17 protein-coding genes are annotated in these 19,945 nt (G+C 46.5%); 2 read left to right on the top strand and 15 right to left on the bottom strand.

The features are described from left to right. Window positions 1-7: 7 nt before the first annotated feature. The 8 genes from ruvX to cymR all read right to left on the bottom strand — a co-directional run bounded on the left by ruvX (window position 8) and on the right by cymR (window position 8,401). The gene (ruvX, locus tag M3636_RS00270) at window positions 8-424 is read right to left on the bottom strand and encodes a Holliday junction resolvase RuvX (RefSeq protein ID WP_174715350.1); all 417 of its coding nucleotides are present in this window, start codon (window positions 422-424) and stop codon (window positions 8-10) included. A gap of 127 nt (window positions 425-551) precedes the next feature. After that, window positions 552-812 (bottom strand): IreB family regulatory phosphoprotein, encoded by a 261-nt coding sequence (locus M3636_RS00265; protein ID WP_090915537.1) that lies wholly within the window; start codon window positions 810-812, stop codon window positions 552-554. 231 nt (window positions 813-1,043) lie between these two features. Further along, on the bottom strand, window positions 1,044-3,674 hold the full coding sequence (gene alaS / locus M3636_RS00260) for an alanine--tRNA ligase (RefSeq protein ID WP_251380909.1): 2,631 nt from the start codon (window positions 3,672-3,674) through the stop codon (window positions 1,044-1,046). 425 nt (window positions 3,675-4,099) lie between these two features. After that, entirely contained in the window at window positions 4,100-5,167 is a 1,068-nt protein-coding gene (locus M3636_RS00255) for an AI-2E family transporter (RefSeq protein WP_128103256.1), read from the bottom strand. A 612-nt stretch (window positions 5,168-5,779) separates the two neighbouring features. Beyond that, window positions 5,780-5,989, bottom strand: a complete 210-nt coding sequence (locus tag M3636_RS00250; protein ID WP_024633070.1) for a hypothetical protein — start codon at window positions 5,987-5,989, stop codon at window positions 5,780-5,782. Between the two features lie 10 nt (window positions 5,990-5,999). Further along, entirely contained in the window at window positions 6,000-6,521 is a 522-nt protein-coding gene (locus M3636_RS00245; RefSeq protein ID WP_128103257.1) for a PRC-barrel domain-containing protein, read from the bottom strand. Between the two features lie 164 nt (window positions 6,522-6,685). After that, a complete protein-coding gene (locus M3636_RS00240) occupies window positions 6,686-7,837 on the bottom strand; it encodes a cysteine desulfurase family protein (RefSeq protein WP_251380908.1) in 1,152 nt (383 codons plus the stop codon). Between the two features lie 144 nt (window positions 7,838-7,981). Beyond that, window positions 7,982-8,401 (bottom strand): cysteine metabolism transcriptional regulator CymR, encoded by a 420-nt coding sequence (gene cymR, locus M3636_RS00235; RefSeq protein WP_128103259.1) that lies wholly within the window; start codon window positions 8,399-8,401, stop codon window positions 7,982-7,984. 439 nt (window positions 8,402-8,840) lie between these two features. Here cymR and mnmA point away from each other — a divergent pair, with 439 nt between their 5' ends. After that, window positions 8,841-9,965, top strand: a complete 1,125-nt coding sequence (gene mnmA / locus M3636_RS00230; RefSeq protein ID WP_128103260.1) for a tRNA 2-thiouridine(34) synthase MnmA — start codon at window positions 8,841-8,843, stop codon at window positions 9,963-9,965. 186 nt (window positions 9,966-10,151) lie between these two features. Here mnmA and crcB (M3636_RS00225) read toward each other — a convergent pair whose 3' ends face one another. From crcB (M3636_RS00225) to M3636_RS00210, 4 genes are read right to left on the bottom strand one after another with little or no spacing between them, the layout of a single operon-like run. Then, window positions 10,152-10,508, bottom strand: a complete 357-nt coding sequence (crcB, locus tag M3636_RS00225) for a fluoride efflux transporter CrcB (RefSeq protein WP_251380907.1) — start codon at window positions 10,506-10,508, stop codon at window positions 10,152-10,154. Next, entirely contained in the window at window positions 10,505-10,903 is a 399-nt protein-coding gene (crcB, locus tag M3636_RS00220; protein WP_251380906.1) for a fluoride efflux transporter CrcB, read from the bottom strand. Before crcB (M3636_RS00220) ends, crcB (M3636_RS00225) begins: the two co-directional genes overlap by 4 nt. 2 nt (window positions 10,904-10,905) lie before the next feature. Beyond that, on the bottom strand, window positions 10,906-12,213 hold the full coding sequence (locus M3636_RS00215; protein ID WP_145408152.1) for a replication-associated recombination protein A: 1,308 nt from the start codon (window positions 12,211-12,213) through the stop codon (window positions 10,906-10,908). Window positions 12,214-12,231: 18 nt separating this feature from the next. Further along, window positions 12,232-13,113: a LysR family transcriptional regulator gene (locus M3636_RS00210; protein WP_251380905.1), complete on the bottom strand. Its 882-nt coding sequence runs from the start codon at window positions 13,111-13,113 to the stop codon at window positions 12,232-12,234. Window positions 13,114-13,282: 169 nt separating this feature from the next. Between M3636_RS00210 and M3636_RS00205 the strand changes: the two genes are divergently transcribed. Beyond that, window positions 13,283-14,158 (top strand): DMT family transporter, encoded by an 876-nt coding sequence (locus M3636_RS00205; RefSeq protein ID WP_251380904.1) that lies wholly within the window; start codon window positions 13,283-13,285, stop codon window positions 14,156-14,158. 206 nt (window positions 14,159-14,364) lie between these two features. Here M3636_RS00205 and M3636_RS00200 read toward each other — a convergent pair whose 3' ends face one another. From M3636_RS00200 to M3636_RS00190, 3 genes are all read right to left on the bottom strand, one after another. Further along, a complete protein-coding gene (locus M3636_RS00200) occupies window positions 14,365-16,542 on the bottom strand; it encodes a HelD family protein (RefSeq protein WP_251380903.1) in 2,178 nt (725 codons plus the stop codon). Window positions 16,543-16,770: 228 nt separating this feature from the next. Further along, window positions 16,771-18,552, bottom strand: a complete 1,782-nt coding sequence (locus tag M3636_RS00195) for an ABC transporter ATP-binding protein (protein ID WP_251380902.1) — start codon at window positions 18,550-18,552, stop codon at window positions 16,771-16,773. A 67-nt stretch (window positions 18,553-18,619) separates the two neighbouring features. Further along, the gene (locus tag M3636_RS00190; RefSeq protein ID WP_251380901.1) at window positions 18,620-19,918 is read right to left on the bottom strand and encodes an NCS2 family permease; all 1,299 of its coding nucleotides are present in this window, start codon (window positions 19,916-19,918) and stop codon (window positions 18,620-18,622) included. Window positions 19,919-19,945 lie beyond the last annotated feature (27 nt).

Below are 19,945 nucleotides of genomic sequence, written 5' to 3'. Positions count from 1 at the left end.
ATCCCCCTCACCTTTTACTGTTGGCATCTAAATAGTTTTGCAAAATCAAGCTTGCGGCCATTTTGTCCACAACCTGCTTGCGTTTTTTCCGACTGACATCCGCTTCAATCAGCGTTCTTTCCGCTGCCATGGTTGTCAGCCGTTCATCCCAAAGGTGAACAGGTAAATTCAGTTCGCCCCGCAGGCGTTCGGCAAAATCAATACAGATTTCACCCCGCGGCCCTACGGTGCCGTTCATGTTTTTGGGGAGCCCTACAACGATCTCGCTAATCTCGTGCTCGCGCACAAGCTCGGCAATTCGACCGAACTCACCTTCATCCCGGCGGCGTTCAAGCACTTCCAATCCCTGGGCAGTCCAACCGAAGGCGTCACTGACAGCAACTCCGATTCTTCGGTCCCCATAATCCAAACCTAATATTTTCATCATGCTCTCCCATCCTCAAGCCTGCTTAGGAGGATTACTCATCCTCTCTCTCAAGCTTCAGGCTGACTACTGTCGGTTCATTTCCCGCTGCCCTGCATGGGCTGCATCACAGCGGAAGCGGTGTACATTACCGGTGATTGGCCAGATAAGAACGTACAAGCTCTTCAATGAGCTCGTCGCGCTCCTTTTTCCGGACCAGGCTGCGTGCATTGTTGTGACGAGGGATGTATGCGGGGTCGCCAGAGATCAGATACCCTACAATCTGGTTGATTGGATTATACTCCTTATCGACCAATGCATCATATACCGTGAGAAGAATCTCTTGGGAGGATGCCTCCTGCTCGTCACCTTTCACATTAAATTTAACCGTCTTATCCATGGAGTCCATTGATGACACCTCGCTCCTGCATGAACATGGGGACCATGTCCTGCCGAATTGATTTCTGCTTATATAATAACATATTCTGACTGTCACGAGTAAACAAAGGAGAAGCGAATTGTGTTTTTTGCTTGACTGTTACGATTTACAGCATGTTGTTCCTGTCATTTCGTAGCTGAAAGCAGAAATTATATTCGCTTCATCCTCTGTAAATGTTTGATTCAACGCATATCGATTGAATTAAACCGCCTGCTCGCTTACAAGTGATACAGCCAATTTCAGTGCTTCATCCAGCTTGGATGCGTCCTTACCACCAGCTTGTGCCATGTCTGGACGTCCACCGCCACCGCCACCGCACACAGCTGCAACTTCCTTAACAATTTTACCTGCATGAAGACCTTGCTTCACTTGCTCTGCAGGTACAGCGACAACAAAGTTTACTTTACCATCTGCGGGAGCACCTAGTACGAGGACTGCATTAGGCAGTTTCGCTTTCAGTTCATCCGCTACGGTCCGCAGTGCATCCATGTTCGGAGCATCTACACGAGCTGCTAATACTTGTGTGTTACCAGCTTGTACGACTTGGTCAGTGAGTTGACCTGCTTCCATAGCACTGAGCTTGCTTTGAAGAGATTCTGCTTCTCTTGCTGCTTCTTTCAATTGTTGATTCAAGCCTTCAATCCGTTTAGGTACATCAGCAACATTTGCTTTGAGCAAAGTAGCCGATTGTTTCAACAGTTCTAGCTGACTCTCAACATAGAGATATGCACCACGACCCGTAACAGCTTCGATACGGCGCACACCGGAACCAATTCCGCTTTCGCTTACTAATTTGAAAATTCCAATCTCCGATGTATTATTTACGTGGCAACCGCCGCAAAGTTCCAAACTGTAGTCTCCTACTTGAACTACACGCACGATATCTCCGTATTTTTCACCAAATAGCGCCATTGCGCCCATTTCCTTGGCTTCATCGATCGCCTTCAATTCAATGTTCACGTTCAAGCGATTCCAGATCTGTTCGTTAACCTGACGCTCGATCTCCGTCAATTCTTCCGGTGTAATGCTGCCGAAGTGAGAGAAGTCGAAACGCAGACGTTGTGGTTCAACCAATGATCCTGCTTGATTAACGTGAGTTCCCAGTACATCCTTGAGTGCTTTGTGCAACAGGTGGGTTGCGGTATGGTTTTTGATAATATCTCCACGTTTGGATGCATCCACTTCTGCTTTAACGACATCACCCACACGCAGCTCACCAGCTTCTACCACGACCATATGCACATGTTGTCCCATTGGAGCTTTGAACAAGCCTTGAACTTTAGCAGTCATATTAGCTCCGCGCAACAAACCTTGGTCACTAACTTGTCCACCACTTTCCGCGTAGAACGGTGTTTGGTCAAGGATGACCTGGCAAGAGTGCCCTTCACCGACAGCATCCACAAGCGCATCGTCAGCAACAATAGCTACCACTTTTGCTTCCTTCAACAGGTCAGTATAACCAACAAACTCGCTTTTAACCTCCAGATCAGCAAGAGGGCCACCTTGAGCCTTCATACTTTCGTTCTCCTGACGACCTGCACGTCCAAGATCACGTTGACGTTGCATCGAAGCATCGAATCCTTCACGATCTACCGTGAGACCATTCTCAGCTGCATAGTCTTCTGTAAGGTCAAACGGGAATCCGTAAGTGTCATACAGTTTGAAAGCTTCTGGGCCACTAATAACAGTGCGTCCTTCCGCTTTAGCTGCTGCACTAATATCAGCCAGAATCGCCAAACCATCGCTAAGTGTTTCGTGGAAACGCTCTTCTTCCGTTTTGATGACTTTAGCAATGAACTCTTGCTTCTCCACCACTTCTGGATAGTACACGCCCATAACCTCACCGACCGTTGTTGTCAGTTCATATAGGAACGGACGGTCTAGTCCAAGCACTTTACCGTAACGCACTGCACGGCGGAGCAAACGGCGGATAACATATCCGCGGCCATCATTACCTGGCAAAATGCCATCACCTACAGCAAAAGAAACCGTACGGATGTGATCCGCAATAACTTTTAGTGCAACGTCAATTTCGACGCTATCATTATATTTAACACCAGCAAGTGCCGCTGTTCTTTGAATCATCGGTTGGAACAGATCCGTATCGAAGTTGGAATCCACATTTTGAAGAATGGAGGCAAACCGCTCGAGACCTGCACCTGTATCAATGTTTTTGTTCGGAAGCGGGGTATAGCTGCCATCTTTATTGTGATTGAATTGGGAGAATACCAAGTTCCATACTTCGAGATAACGTTCATTCTCTCCACCTGGGTACATCTCTGGATCATTCATGTCGTTGCCATAAGCTTCGCCGCGATCGTAGAAAATCTCCGTACATGGTCCACACGGGCCTTCACCGATGTCCCAGAAGTTCTCGTCCAGCTTAATAATCCGCTCTGCAGGCAGACCAATCTTTTCATTCCACAGTTTGAACGCTTCTTCGTCTTCTGGATATACCGTTACGGACAGACGCTCTGGGTCGAAACCAATCCACTCTTTGCTTGTCAGGAACTCCCATGCCCACTCGATCGTCTCTTCCTTGAAGTAATCTCCAATGGAGAAGTTACCTAACATTTCAAAAAATGTGTGGTGACGGCGCGTTTTGCCGACATTTTCGATATCATTCGTACGAATACATTTTTGCGAGTTCGCAAGACGTGGATTCTCCGGCTTCTCACGACCGTCAAAATACGGTTTGAGCGGAGCCATACCTGCATTAATCCACAACAAGGATGGATCATTGTGAGGTACAAGGGATGCACTTGGTTCAATTTTATGACCTTTACTTGCAAAAAACTCTAACCATTTAGACCGGATTTCACTAGCTTTCATGTTGGTCTTCCTCCAATTTAATTATAATGTCCGGTTCTGTAACTCCCCGGTTTGTTAATCATGATCATGCGATAAAAACAACACAAAAAACGCCCCTGATTATATCAGGGACGATGTTATCGCGGTACCACCCTGGTTATTGCCATTTATCCAAGATAAATAGACAATCGCCTCGTTGATGCGAATAACGGTCGCTTCCGGCAGGGTTGTCCTGCACTCCGAAATTAGCTTTCTGCCGCTTCAACTTCCTAGACTCTTCCAGCCATCAGGCAGATTCAACTCTGCTCCGAAGGAGTCTATTCTCTGAGAAAGGAAACCCAGCATACTTGATTTCATCATCGATTTCATAGTCTAAACATACACCCTCATTATATCGGTATGCCTATCAGGTGTCAACGCACGCCACTTCCGCTTCCAGACTGGCTTTATTCAATCCTCCGCTTGATATAGTATGCGAAGAAATGCTGCATAATCACTTTCAGGACGGCAAAGACAGGTACAGCGAGAATAAGTCCAACAATGCCAGCCAGCTCTCCCCCAACGAGAAGGGCAAAGATAATCGACAGCGGATGTAGGTGCAATGTTCGCCCGACCACTTGTGGGGATATGACGTTACTTTCTAATACCTGACATAACGTATTAACGATGACCACAAACAGCACCATTTTGAGAGATACGGTGGACGCCATTACGACTGCAGGCGCCGCCCCCAGGAATGGCCCTAGATAGGGAACGATGTTAAACACAGCAACAATGCTTGCCAGCAATAAGGCATATGGCATATCGACAATGACATAACCAATATAGGCGAAGATTCCTACGATCACACACACGATAAACTGCCCACGAATGTAATTGCCTAGTGCTGCATCAATCTCTTTCATGACTGAAACAATGGCCTTGCGACGTGAGCGGGGTAAGTAGGCAACAACGGTACGCTCAAACACTTCAAAGTCCTTAAGCATATAGAAAATAAGAAAAGGCACGATAAATACATTGAACAATACATTAATGGTTGCTCCGATATTATCCATCAGCACCGTAATCCCTTGCGTCAGCCGATCTTCCATCTGAAAAAACCAGCTATTCATGCCTGTGCGCACACTTGGCGGCATTAACTTGTTATCCATGCTATTCATCAAACTTTGGGCTCGCATCGAAAGCTCTGGCATATGTTCATTCAACTCTTCCAATTGTTCAATCAATACAGGGATTACATTCATCAAGATTACACCGATGCAAGTCAGGAAAAAGGCATAGATCAGCAGTACAGCAATTGTCCGCGGCACTTTACGCCCACCTAGCATACTTACGATTGGATTCAGAACATAAGATATAATCAGAGCTACAATAAATGGCGCCAGAACTGTTTTTAGAAATCCATATATATGAAGTAACAACGGCCTTAACAGCCAGATAAAATATAAAATAATCAAGCCCAGCAGCAGCCAGATGGCGTAACGGAACAGCTTGTGTTTGGTTAATTGCTCCACTTGTATCTCTCCCTTTTGGACTGGCTCTGAAAGTCAGTATATGTAGGAAAGAGAATATTTATTAATAGGACGTGTCTCAAAACTCGCTGAAGTGCATCTTTTACCGCATTTTCGCCACTGCTGCATACTTCGAATTTTTCATCCACGTACTAGGGTTTGTTCAAAAAAAGCCCGAAGCCGCATTTATTTAACATGCACTATATCTCAACGCAAAAACGCCTCCTTCTCATCGAGAAGGAGACGCATGTTGTAATCCGGTCGAGCATATATTATGCCATACTTTATGGATTACTATGTAACCACACATCTATATGCTCTGTTCTGCACATCGCAACAGCATTTAACGACAGAAACTGTCATCAAACCGCATATAGAGGAAGTTCATTGACTTTAAGTACGTGTTCAAAAAGGTCGGTTTTCAGTACCAAGAAGATGGGATGAAGCTAGAAATGGAGTAGCGGAACGTAGGCCAAACTACGTGAGCAACTACATTGTTTCCTACGGAAACAAGCTTCGTAAGCCTCCACTTATTTCGGCTGAATCCCATGTTCGACGTTGAGATGCCACTCGCGCATCTTTCGTAATCAAAAGCGGACTTTTTGAACAACCTCTTTAAGAAGATGCGTGCAGGTGAGGGAAGTCTTGTGGCAACTCTTCACCGAAGAACAAGTCATCGAGTGAGCTAAGTGTGCCGTCTTCTTCTACCTGATACACAGACATCTTCTCTCCGTTCACCGTTAATTCGATAAAGCAACCCCAGCAATAAAACTGGTGGGAACCAATTTTCCCGATATCTTTGGAACTACAGTTTGGACATTTCATATTCATTCACCTATCCATTAACAGAATGAATGGCATTTTCCAAGCGCTGCTCACTCAGTGGAGGTACCATAACGGCATTTTCCCCGATAGACATATCGCTTGTACATGGCAGCCATTTACGGCCCTCAATCAAATCGGACACGAACCCGTCCGTAATTTCAATCCCTATTATTGTATTTCCCAACTCTTGGTCAAAATAAACATCAGAGATTCGTCCTAACAACAATCCCTCTTCAGTAAGTACAGATCTCTCCTTCAATTTAGACTGACCGAGAAGGTACGTATGTTTTATGTCGTCGGCTCCCGTCTTGCGGACAGCCTGTTGATTACGGATCATGACGGCATCTTCGCCGTAGGCAACGATATCTTGCCACTGCACGATTTTGACATGACTGGTAAACAGGCCTTTGTTCTCAAGTTCAATGCCTTCAATTTTCCAATCGTCACTCACAATGAAATCCTGGATTTTGCCGACCTGTTTGCCATCCTCAACATCAAAAACAGCTAGACCGATCATTTCCTGAAGCTTCATCGTAGGGTCCCCCTCATCTTCTTATCATTAAATAGGCGCGGTGTTATCCTTGTTAGGTATGCCCAAAGCTTATGAATTGCAATCAGATACCCACATCCAAACCGCTCTATCCAACCGATGAAATGGAACTTCTTCCCTCCTTATGTCCCAGTGTAAAGATCCCCTTAGGGTCTATTACGCAGTCGCCCAAGAATGGTTCCAATTTTTTCGGCGGTTATCCTGATTTCTTCCGTAGTATTACCCAATCCCCAACTAAAACGAATCGCTGAGTGCAAAAATGCCTCTGGAAGCTTCATCGCTTTGAGTACATGGGACAATTCAAGAGAACCCGATGTACATGCCGAGCCGCTGGCAACAGCGATCCCCTCCATATCGAGGTTCATTAACATCGTCTCTGTGGACACTTCCGGGAAGCTGATATTTATAATGTTGGGAAGCGTAAATTCGGGGTGGCCGTTCACATGAAAATGCTCTGTTCCCACGTGCTGCTCCAACTGTTGAAGCAATAATGCTCTAAGCTGCAGATCATGCTCGTAACGCATTTGTTGTTCTGCCGAAACAAGTCGTAATGCTTCAGCGAATCCGGCAATGCCCGCCATGTTCTCTGTTCCTGCACGTCTCTGCCGCTCCTGCAACCCTCCGTGTGCTCTTGCTTCCAATACAACGCCACGCCGCACATAGAGTACACCGACACCTTGTGGCCCATTGATTTTGTGAGCAGAGAAACTAATCAGATCCACAGGCAAATCATGGCATGAGATCTGTTGTGTACCCAGTGCTTGAACCGCATCGGTATGGAACCAGATATCATGTTGTCTTGCAAGCTCACCAATCTCACGTATCGGCTGAATTGTACCCACTTCATTGTTGGCAAACATAATCGTAATCAGAATTGTGTCTGGACGAATCGCATCACGTAATTCATCCACGTTAATTCTTCCATACTGATCAACAGGCAGATACGTTACTTCGTATCCTTGGCGCTCTAATTCCTGACATGTATGCAATACAGCATGGTGCTCAATAGCCGTTGTAATGACATGGCGTCCACGATCTTTTCTTGCTGATACGGCACCAAAAACAGCTAGATTATCACTTTCCGTTCCACCTCCGGTGAACACCAGCTCATCTGGCAAACAGCCCAAAGCCTTCGCTACAGCATCTCTCGCGCCGCTGACAACGCGTTTGGCATCACGTCCAAATGCATGAATGCTGGATGCATTACCATATTGCCCTGTCATAACTTTCATCATCGCTTCTGCGACCTGTGGATGCATTGGTGTGGATGCAGCATGATCCAGGTAGATTCTTTGCATTTCACTTCACTCCGTTTATCGTTAAATTACGAATTCGCAATTAAATTACATGTATACACATACGACTTAAATAGCTCGTTGCATGGCTAAAGCCCCCATAATGGGGGCTTTATTATGTGTGATCTCTGATGCTCGTCATCTTATTTAGATATAGAACATGTAGCTATCTTTTTTCTCCTGATCCTCGAACGAAATGAGATCCTTCAATGTTGTAGAGTCTAGCACCTCTGCAATGCTATCACGAATACGCAGCCACAGATCTCGCTTAGCTGGGTCATCCTCTTCGGTGAAGTCCACCGGGGAGATTGGTCCTTCTAGAACGCGGATCACGTCACCTGCGGTTACTGTTGCAGGATCGCCTGCGAGAATGTAGCCACCGTAGGCACCGCGAATACTTTTAACCAGTCCTGCATTACGCAGCGGAGCGATCAATTGCTCCAGATAATGCTCGGAGAGCTGGTTGCGCTCGGCAATGCTTTTAAGTGATGTAGGGCCTTCGCCTGTTCTGGCAGCCAGCTCCATCATGATTGTGAGACCGTAACGGCCTTTTGTTGATATCTTCAAAGGAGTCACCTCTTTCAATTTTCGAAAAAACGCACGATAAATCTTAACTTACCCTATGTGATTCATGACCGTCTTTCCCTTACTGTGTGGTTAAGGATGGGAAAATACAGGTCTTATACTTCTAATCCTACGTATTCCGATCATAACCCTCAGCTAATGTTAACATATCTGTCTGCGTTATGGAAAACAAAGATTGACGATTTTCAAAAAATGTACGCCTACAGTGGACACTATCCAAAGTTAGCCGGGTGTATCGTAACTTAGACCGGGTTATGCTAGAATAAGAAAAGCGTCTATTGACGTGCTTCACAGAAGCTTGATCGCATTCAGCGAAAATGTTTCTTACCCTATTTAGAAAGATGATGCTCCGAGACTTACACTTTCTGATATGATAAGGAACGAGAACGAAACACATTTATATATAGAAGTGGTGATAACGATGTCCAAAACAATTGAAAATACACGGGTCGTCGTTGGCATGTCCGGGGGTGTCGATTCTTCCGTAACTGCGCTCCTATTGAAAGAGCAAGGATACGATGTCATCGGCATTTTCATGAAAAACTGGGATGACACAGACGAGTTCGGCCACTGTACCGCTGAAGAAGATTCAGAGGATGTGCGCCGGGTATGTGAACAGATCGGCATTCCATACTACACTGTCAACTTCGAGAAAGAATACTTTGATAAAGTATTTTCCTATTTCCTTGATGAATATAAGTCAGGTCGCACGCCAAATCCTGATGTCATGTGCAACCGCGAGATCAAGTTCGGCGAATTCCTTAACAAAGCGCTTGATCTGGGTGCAGATTATGTAGCAACAGGTCACTATGCCCGCCTGGTTGAAGAGGATGGTCAATTCAAACTGCTGCGTGGTGTGGACAATAACAAGGATCAGACTTATTTCCTTAACGCACTCAATCAGAACCAGCTATCCAAAGCAATGTTCCCAATCGGTCATCTTCCCAAACCGGAAGTGCGTAAAATCGCTGAAGCAGCCGGTCTGTACACTGCGAAGAAAAAAGATAGCACAGGTGTCTGCTTTATTGGCGAGCGCAACTTCAAAGAGTTCCTGAGTAACTACCTACCTGCCAAAGGTGGAGATATGGTAGATATCGTTACCGGTGAAGTAAAAGGTCGTCATGATGGCCTCATGTACTACACACTTGGACAACGCCAAGGTCTCGGAATTGGTGGGTCTGGTAATGGTGAGCCTTGGTTTGTTGCTGATAAGGATCTGGAGCGTAATCAACTGCTTGTTGTACAGGGCGATGCCCATGCAAGCTTGTACTCAACAGGTCTCACAGCAACAGGTGTAAACTGGATTGCTGGTGCAGAGAAGGTGCCTAACGTACCATTCCGCTGTACCGCAAAATTCCGCTATCGCCAGCCAGATCAAGGCGTAACGCTGACATGGCAAGAAGACGGTAGTGTCGATGTACAATTCGACCAGCAGCAAAAAGCCATTACACCAGGACAAGCTGTCGTTTTCTACGACGGAGAAGTGTGTCTGGGCGGCGGAACCATTGATCAAGTGCAAAAGGTACCTGTACCCGCAATGCAATAACAAACGCTCTTTATGATGTACTGTAGGGCTGTTCGCACAGTCCTTCCTTCCTCATAAAGAAAGCCTTGTATCTCGATAAGAAAAGCCATCTTTTCATGTATACCATGAATGATGGCTTTTTTCCTGCTTTTTATTGCAAAAAAAATAAATTTTTCTATCTTGGCAACCGACTGATTTCCTCGCTCATCACCCGATCCAGGTTCCTACATAAGCGGCGGTTACACCTAGCACAACTGAACTAGCTACATACACAGCAGCTCGGGCATACCTTGCTTGATTCAACAAGCCAAGCGTTTCATATCCGAAGGTGGAGAAGGTGGTATATGCTCCGCAGAACCCTGTACCTCCTACCACCCATAACCAATCCGGTATTATCGCCGACTGATGCCAGCCATACAGCAAACCCAGTAATAGAGAACCACTGATATTAATCATCCAGGTTCCCCACGGAAATCCTGTACCGATGGAGCCCGTAATCCATTTTCCGAGACTATAACGAAGCACTGCACCCACCATACCTGCACACCCAATCCACAGGATCATGAAGCACCTCCTGCCGACGATTTGCTAAGCATTTGATGTCCAATTTTCATGCCAAGCCCACAGAGAAGCAGTCCCGCAACCAAACTAACAAACAGGTATATAAGAGCTCTCTCCCATAGTCCTCCCTCGATCAACCGCACGATATCTAGACTGAACGTGGAAAATGTAGTGAACGCCCCTGTAAATCCAGTGCCGATTGCTAGGCGGAGTTGAGGTGTTATTTTACCCGGGACAGCAACGGTGAAGAACCACCCCAGGAACAAGCTGCCAAGCGCATTAATCAACAGAACCGCCCAAGGAAAACCTTCATTCGCTGCAGGTATCCAGACCTGTACTCCATACCGGGTAAGTGTTCCTACCAATCCACCACACGCCACATATATGAATTCTTTCATAATTACAGATCTCTGCGTCGCTGTTGATTCAGCCGAATTTTCGATTCATTCCCCTGCTCTGTCGCTTCGTAAAATACACGGCGTGATAGTTGCTTAGGTAGGTATTCCTGCTTCACATAATGTCCTGGATAGTTATGCGGGTATTGATAACCTTCATGTCCAAGTTTGACTGCACCAGAGTAATGCGTATCCCTCAAATGAAGAGGAACCTCTGCCGATTTCACTTCATCAATGGCATTCATCGCTTTGGATATGGCCGTATACACCGCATTCGATTTAGGGCTCTCTACCGCAAATAAAATCGCTTGAGCAATGTTCAGCTTGGCTTCAGGCCATCCGTTGTTCCGGTATGCATCCAATGCGCCAATGGCTTGTGTCATCGCTTGTGGATTAGCAAGTCCAATGTCCTCACTGCTCGCTGCAATCAGGCGACGAATAAACGTCATCGGATCCATGCCGAGCTTCTCCACTGCATATAAAAACCAGAATAATGCCGCATCACTAGAACCACGAATACTCTTGTGGAAGGCAGATAACACATCATATTGCGTTGATTCATCCGCTTTTACGATGGGACGCCGAATTGACTCCTCCGCTACACCAAGCGTAATATGAATCGTACCATCCTTCTCCGGTGGTGTCGTCAGGGCAGCCAGTTCAAGTGCATTTAACGCTCGGCGAATATCCCCATTAGCCATCGTAGCAATATGCTCCAACGCTTCCTCGTCTACCTGCAGCTCCATAAAGCCCAGCCCTTTGTCCGCATCCGCAAGCGCACGACGCATCGCAATTAGAGAATGCTCCTTGTTCAAGGACTCTAACTGGAACAAGGTGGAACGACTCATTAAGGCTCCATTGACATAGTGAAAGGGATTCTCCGTCGTAGCACCGATAAAAATTATCGTACCTTTCTCTACTGCCGGAAGAAGAGCATCCTGTCTAGAGCTATTGAAGCGATGAACTTCGTCCAGAAACAGAATCGTTTTGGTACCATACAGCTGTTTGTTCGTCTGCGCCTGTTCGATCACTTCACGCACATCTTTGACAGAGGCATCCACTGCGTTGAGACGCACAAATTGACCCTGTGTATGCTTGGAGATGATGTTGGCAAGGGTTGTCTTGCCACAGCCTGGAGGGCCGTATAATAAGATGGAGGAAATCTGATCCGCTTCGATTGCACGTCGCAGCAATTTCCCCTGTCCGATAATATGTTCTTGTCCAATATATTCATCAAGCTGCTCTGGCCGCATCCGGTCAGCAAGCAGTCTTGCCTGTGGCTGTGAATCCTGTTGAAATGAAAATAAATCCATGATCTATCACTTCCTTAACTAATGACCTCTACTCTCTATCATAACATACTCTTTCGGTAACAAATCCATAAATGCACGTAGAGCACTACTCACAAAGGCATCTTTGCGAGTGATAAAATACGTCATCATATGACTCATACCCAAAGGAAGTGAATGTTTACGCAATAATCCTTGTTGCAAATGATGTCGAATTACAATTTCAGGTAACAATGAAATCCCCATACCTGAAGTCACCCCACTAATGATGGCTTCAAGCGTACCAAACTCCATAATTACGGGACGATTAACACCATTGCTTCGTAGCCAGTCTTCTAAAATTTGACGGTAGGAGCACCCCATACTGTACACTAAAACAGGCTTCTCAACGAGTTCTTGATTCTCTGGACGAATGCCAGAGGATACAATAAATAATTCCTCTTCGTAGACGGGTACCCCGGAAAGATCAGGATGATCACATAAGCAGCTTATAAAAGCTCCTTCCAGTTCATATCCCAGCACCTGATCCATTAGATATTGTGAGTTGCCTGTGCTTAATGACAAGGAAACCGATGGATACAGTGTATAATAACTCGCAAACAGCTCTGGCAATCGCACAGCTGCAGCCGTCTGTGTAGAGCCGATTCGTAGCGGGCCTGTTGGCTCATTGGTGGCCCATAGTGCTTTCTCCGCCTCATTCAGTAATCCGATAATCTTATTGGCATAGGTAAGCAGCAATTCCCCCGCAGGAGATAACGTCATCCCCCTATTATGGCGAATGAATAATAACGTACCGACCTCGGCCTCCAGGTATTTAATTCTTGCTGTGACATTGGACTGTACATAGCCGAGACGCTCCGCTGCCTTGGTTAGATTGCCTTCCTGGGCTACAACTTGAAATATTCGTAGATCTCCGCTCTCCATATGATCATCATATCCTCCTCACTTGACATCATTATTAATGATACCAAGATCACTAACAATCATTATACAGCATGACAGATCAGCCCTACAATTGAGGGTATCAGGAAACAGCACATAACCGTTGCTGGTCAGATTTTGTAAGTAATTCATTTAAAGGAGTACTTTTGGTATGAAAACCGGACGATACACACTACTGATTATCATCACTACGTTCATTATGGGAACTTCATTTCCTGTTGGTAAAATAGGCATGCACTACGCTCCGCCCTTCTTACTTATGGGACTGCGTTATATCCTAGCCAGCATCATAATGGTCTATATTGTGCGTAAACGCCCGCAGCCCGTAGGATGTCGACAATGGTTCCAGGTAGCCTTGATCGGACTATTCCAGTCCGCCGGTGTCATGGGCTGCGCGTACTACAGTATGAACTGGATCACTTCGGGAGAGTCGGCCATTCTGACCTTCACCAATCCCCTACTTGTCATTCTATTCAGTGCAGTTCTGTATGGGGTGAGTTATCGCATGAGCCAGTGGGCTGGTGTTCTGCTAGGTTTCATAGGGGTTGTATTAACGTTTGGTCTGCAGCTGAGCGTAAGTCCGGGAACATGGATTGGTCTTGCCGGCGCCTTTTGTTTTGCCGTGTCCACATTACTGATTAAACGCTGGGGGGCTGCGCAGGATACGTTTGTACTTACCGCATACCAAATGCTCGCTGGTGGCATTGTTCTTCTGATCTTAAGTGCTTGGACGGAAGAACCCCATTTTGCTCTAAATGTGACCTCTGTCTTTGTCCTGTTGTGGCTCGCACTCATCTGTTCGATCATTCAATTCTCACTCTGGTTCTATCTGCTACAACACAGTGATCCCGCCAAAACAAGTTCTTTCCTCTTCTTGGCTCCGTTCTTTGGTGTACTTTCAAGCTGGATTTTGCTATCCGAACGCATGGAGTGGATGATGGGTGTAGGTGGATCGTTCATCTGTATCGGTATTTATCTGGTCAATCGACGTCGACGCATGATACAGCTGAGTACAACGAATTCGTAATAGCTGACATAAGTAGCTAGTACGAGTGGTCATACATGTGGTCAAAACGAGCCGTCAGCACAAGTAGATAATACGAATAAGTAATATGAGTAGATAATAATAGTAGATAATACCAGTAACTTATACAAGTACAAAAAAAGTCATGGCGCTCTCTAAGCACCATGACTTGTCGCATTTATTTATCGATGAATCAATTTCATCTCGCTCTAAACTTCAGGCCACTGCTGAATCGATACCAGGTCACCGTCCGAATTATGCGTTGCAGAAGCATAAGCTGGTAGATCACCTTCATGAAACAGCCATAGCTCATGCAAGGCACGTGTACACCCTACATATAGCAACTTCGCATCCCCTGCATTAGGCAGATAATGCGTCTGATCCACATCCGCCACAATGGCTGCATCAAACTCCAGCCCTTTGGACAAATACACAGGCAGGACGGAGTGACCACCAGTATACTCTTTTTTGCCGCCATCAATCAGATTAAGCTCCCACCCCGCCTGCACTAACTCACGATGTAACTCCTTCGCTTCATGCAAGGTACGCGTTAGAATAGAAACTGTCCGATAATCCTTGACTGTGAGCAGCTTCAAAGCACGCTCTAGACTCGCAGTCCGCCCCTCACTACCATAAGGCAGAGTCCGGACAGGATCACCACTCCGAAACACAGGGATCGCTGTAATCCCGCTCTTAACGCCCTGTTCCAGAATGGTATTCGCATAATCAATGATCTCCATTGTAGAACGATAACTACGTGTTAGTGCAAAATAAGCATTCTGCTCAGCTGGAAACAAGGAGCTCATCTCTTCCCATGTGTGTACACCTCGGTACTCATGAATGCCTTGCGAGAGATCGCCAAGAATCGTGAAGGAATGACCTTTTACAAACAGATCCAGCAATGCCACGTGAAACGGGGAAAAATCCTGCGCTTCATCAATAACGACGTGATCGAACCGATCATTGCCTTCGATATCATTAACCAACGTATGAATATAAACGAGCGCAGGCAAATCCTCTTCCCGCACACGATTTTCCTTCAGGTCTGCTGCCGTCTGCTTCATAACCATCTTCGGAATCGCTTGCTGTGCAGATGCTGGTACTGAACCACCTTTAATCACTTTGAACAATTGCTTATACAGCGTTAGCGGCTCATATTGCGGCCACTTTTTGGCGTAAGCCTTTTCCCGGGTAGCTGCTTTCTTTTTGCGTTCCTTGCGTACAGCCTCCGGTGCAGGTTTTTTGAGTTCCATCTCAATCCAGCGATGAATACGTGCCATGACGCGTTCTTTTCGTTTGGCGAGTGGGTAGTGCTTGTATTCGTCTCCAAACCAACCCTCGATCTCGGCTTTACTGAGCACTGCCCCATCCCATGGGCTGAAGTCCATATCTGGCACGGAATCCTCTTCCATCCCGGACAGCCATTCCTTAATCAGCTCCATGAAGCGGATCGATCCTTTGTAGCGCCCAGGAACATCATCATTCAGCTCAGGACGAGCGGCTGGTGTTTCGAACCATGTGTTTAATGTCTCCGCCGTATCTGCCAAAGGCATCTCTAGACCGAGCAGATTCATCGCCCAATCCGGGAAAGTTTGCTGCTGGATATCACCTACACCCAGTTCGGGCAGTACATCGGAGATGTAGTCAAGGAACATATGGTTCGGTGCAAAAATAACCATTTTCTCCGCAGATACCTGCTCCTTATATTGATACAGCAAGAAGGCAAGGCGGTGCAGGGCAACTGTTGTTTTTCCAGATCCAGCCACACCCTGGATAATCAAAGCGGTGTTTCTTGCCGCCCGAATGATCTGATCCTGCTCTGCCTGAATAGTAGAGACAATATCACGAAGCTTGTTATCCTTGTTCTCACCCAACCGATACACGAGGAATTCATCCGATACGGCTGGCTGGTCGCTATCGCGATTATACGTATCTGCCACACGCTCCAATATCCGCTGCCGAATGACAACGTTTCGTTTCAAGTACACTAGACCTTCGATAAGCCCTTCTGGGGCTTCATACGTAGCGGAGGCTTCGCCTCCTGTAAAAGAGTAAAACAGACTCGCGACAGGAGCACGCCAATCGATGACGAGCGGATGCTCGCCCACCTCTTCGCGGTCTACGCCGATCTTGCCAATATACAGCGGTTTCCGTGCACCGCTGCCCTGCTCTTCGAAATCCAAGCGTCCGAAATAGGGTTGCTGCGCGCTCTTGGACAAGGCGGTGCGGCGCTCTTCGCGTCCCGCTTCCAACACTTGCTCTGTGAAGTCGTGGCCGGTATAGACCGGAACATTCCGCAGTCGTTCCAACTGACGATCCACTTCCTCCATCGTTCGCTCTAACCTGTACTCTTCTTCTTGATAGGCACTTTGAAAGCTGTCTGACATGTTTCAGTTACCTCCTAAGAATATGTTTGCTCTGCATAGCCAATCACTGACCACGCAAAAGGATACCCAATATATCACATTGATCTGCAAAAAGCTACAGGCACACCCCATACCAGCAAACTAAAAACCGCTGTTCTCGTTTGTAAGAAACGAAAGAACAACGGTGTATAGCTTGAGCTTGTTGATTATCTATGGTGAAATACGCACAACTGTACCTGTAATTAGAAATTAATTATTCTGACCTTCCTGAGCCACAAACTGTTTCTGAGCCAGCTCACGGTACACCGGATGATTGCTGATCAATTCCGCATGTGTTCCTGTTCCAGTCACATGTCCATGCTCCAACACAACAATCTGATCCGAATCGACGACCGTAGACAACCGGTGTGCAATCACAATCGTAGTTCTTCCCTCCATAAGATTGGACAAGGCCTGTTGAACTTCATGTTCTGAGGTACTATCCAAGCTGGATGTCGCTTCATCCAACATGAGAATATCCGGGCTGCGGAGCAGTGCACGAGCAATAGCGATCCGTTGACGCTGGCCCCCAGATAACTTGATACCCCTTTCGCCCACTTCTGTCTCATAACCCTGAGGTAGCTTGTCGATGAAGTCAGCCGAATACGCCATCTCCGCAGCCCGCCTGATCTCATCCATCGTAACCTCACGAGTCAAGCCGTATGTAATGTTGTCCTTGACCGTACCAGCCATGAGCGGACTTTCCTGTGATACATACCCGATCTTGCCCCGCCAAGAGGATAAAGAATACTCCGAAATCTGTTGTCCACCATACGAAATGTGACCTGAATCCGGCATATAGAACTGCTCCAATAAGGAGAACAACGTCGATTTACCACTACCACTTGGTCCAACAATAGCCGTTACCTTCCGTGTAGGAACCGTTAGATCAATTCCATGCAGCACTTCTTCCCCTGTGACATAGGAGAAATTCACTTGATGAAATTCAATGGTTTCATTCCCCTGAGGCGCTATCTTTGTGCTGTGGTTCTGTTCTTCCTCATCTGCAAGAATAGCTTGAATGCGCTCTGTCGCTCCGACTACTTTTTGCAAACGGGAATATAATGTCGTGAACTGTCCCATAGGCATGATGACTTGGAACAAGAGCAGTATGAAAGCTACCAGCTCACCTGGGGACAGAATACCAGACGCTACGCGCATTCCACCAACACCTAGAATAACGACCAATACAGCCGTCATGACAAATGAAAACAACGGACCGATCAGAGCCAGAATACGTGCTTCCTGCAAACCAAAAGCAAACATTTTGCGAATCCGGGAATCTCCTGCTTCTGCCTCCTGTTTCTCCGTACCATAGGCTTTAACTAATCGAATCTCGCCAATCACTTGGCTAAGCACTGACGTTAGACCTGCCATCTCATCCTGCTGTTTCTTGGAGATCTTGTACATCTTCTTCCCAACCGGTAACAATATTAATAACGTAAGTGGCACAAGACTTAGGATAATGAGCGACATCACCCAATCCAGATAAAATAACAACGCCACCCCACCAATAACGGCAACGATATTAGATACAAACGATACAAGATAATCTGCAATTAAGGTCATGATCTGACTCGTATCATTGGTAATCCGGCTCATCGTGTCCCCAGTGCGATTGCGATCAAAATACGGCATTCGTAGAGATAACACCTTGTTCCATAGCTTGGTTCGCAGTGTTGCCACCACTCGTTGCCCTGCATAATTCAACATATAAATACTGATACCCGAAGCAATGGCCTGTATGACAAATGCTCCAACCAATAACAAAATGATAGACTTATCTAACGCAGAGGTCGTCAGTCCATCGATCAGACCCTTGGTCATCAGAGGTACAATCAGTCCGGCTGTAGTCTGAATCAGAGTCAAAATGAGAGCCAGAACCAGAATTAATTTGGGTGGATTCGTGGAAGCGATGAGCTTAACGAAATCCTTAAATCCCTTTTTTCCAACCTTAGGCTCATTCAATTCTTGTTGTTGCTGCTCTTCCATTCCCGTTCCTCCCGTTCTCATCTACCTAGGATCATACGTATGAACTTACATTAGGTTCCCTGCCCTTTTACAACACTCCATGCAGCACGAAATTAGCCAAAAATAGAATGGAGATGCCATACATCACTACCGGCACCTGTTTCCCTTGTCCTGCGGCCAGCTTCGCAAGTGGATAAGCGATGAATCCAAACGCCATACCATCCACGATACTATACGTAAAGGGAATCATGACCATGATCAAAAAGGCCGGGAATGCCTCTGTGAAGTCGCCAAAATCCATGTCCTTCACACCTTGCACCATCAAACCACCTATAATAATTAAGATCGGTGCAATCGCACTATCTGGAATATAACCAAGCAATGGGATGAAGAAAAAGGTTGCCCCGAATAGCACTGCTGTCACGAGCGGTGTCAAACCCGTGCGCCCCCCTGCAGCAATACCCGCAGTCGTCTCCGCTGCCGCAACCGGCGGGCTGCTTCCGAATATACCTGCCAGCACCGTGCTAATGGAGAGTGCCCGCAGACTGCCTTTGAATCGTTCCGGGCGGCCAATCATCTGCGTCTGAGCGGTTATGAGTCCAATATTTTCGAACACTACAATGAGTAACAATAAGAATACGGCAATCCAGAAAGCGATGTCGGCTAGCTTCATTAATGATAACTCGCCAAACAAGCCCCCATACTGGCGTAGTGCCTCCATTGCGGATACCGACTCGCCTGGGTGTACTGCACCGAGGACATAGGCAAGTCCTGTACCAATCAGAATACTGATGAGAAGTCCACCTTGTACATTACGGATAAACAAAATTACCGCAAGAACTAGCGTTACGCAGGCAGTAATTACATTAGGATCGTTGAAATGCCCAATCGCTACAAACGTAGTCTGATGCGCAATCACGATCCCGCTTTTTTGCAAACCGATGAACGTCAAAAACAAGCCAATCCCTACGGTAATACCATGCTGTAGATTTTTAGGGATCGCTTCGCTGATCATTTTATATAATGACGTGAATGCAACGATTGCAAACAACACCCCTGTAACGGCTACAACAGCCAGCGCTTCCTGCCAGCTCAGCTTCATCGAATGTACCAATGTATACGTGAAGAAAGCATTAATTCCCATACCAGGTACAACCACAATAGGCGACTTCCCGCCAAATGCCATAAGTAAACAACCCGCAATAGATGTGAGTAACGTGCCTACCATAGCCGCCTGTAAAGGCATTCCGGCATCAGATAGAATTGTAGCATTGACCATAACGATATAGACCACGGCAAAGTAAGAAATGGCTCCTGCCACAATCTCCTTTTTCCACTGATCCCCCGGCTCGATACCGAGTCGTCTGGACATCCATCCATGTTTCATTCGTTCTATTCCCCTCTCAAGCTGCGA

Origin of the sequence: Paenibacillus sp. MER 99-2 (assembly GCF_023714095.1) — a bacterium.
Taxonomy (GTDB): Bacteria; Bacillota; Bacilli; order Paenibacillales; family Paenibacillaceae; genus Paenibacillus.
This window is presented reverse-complemented; position numbering and strand designations above follow the sequence as displayed.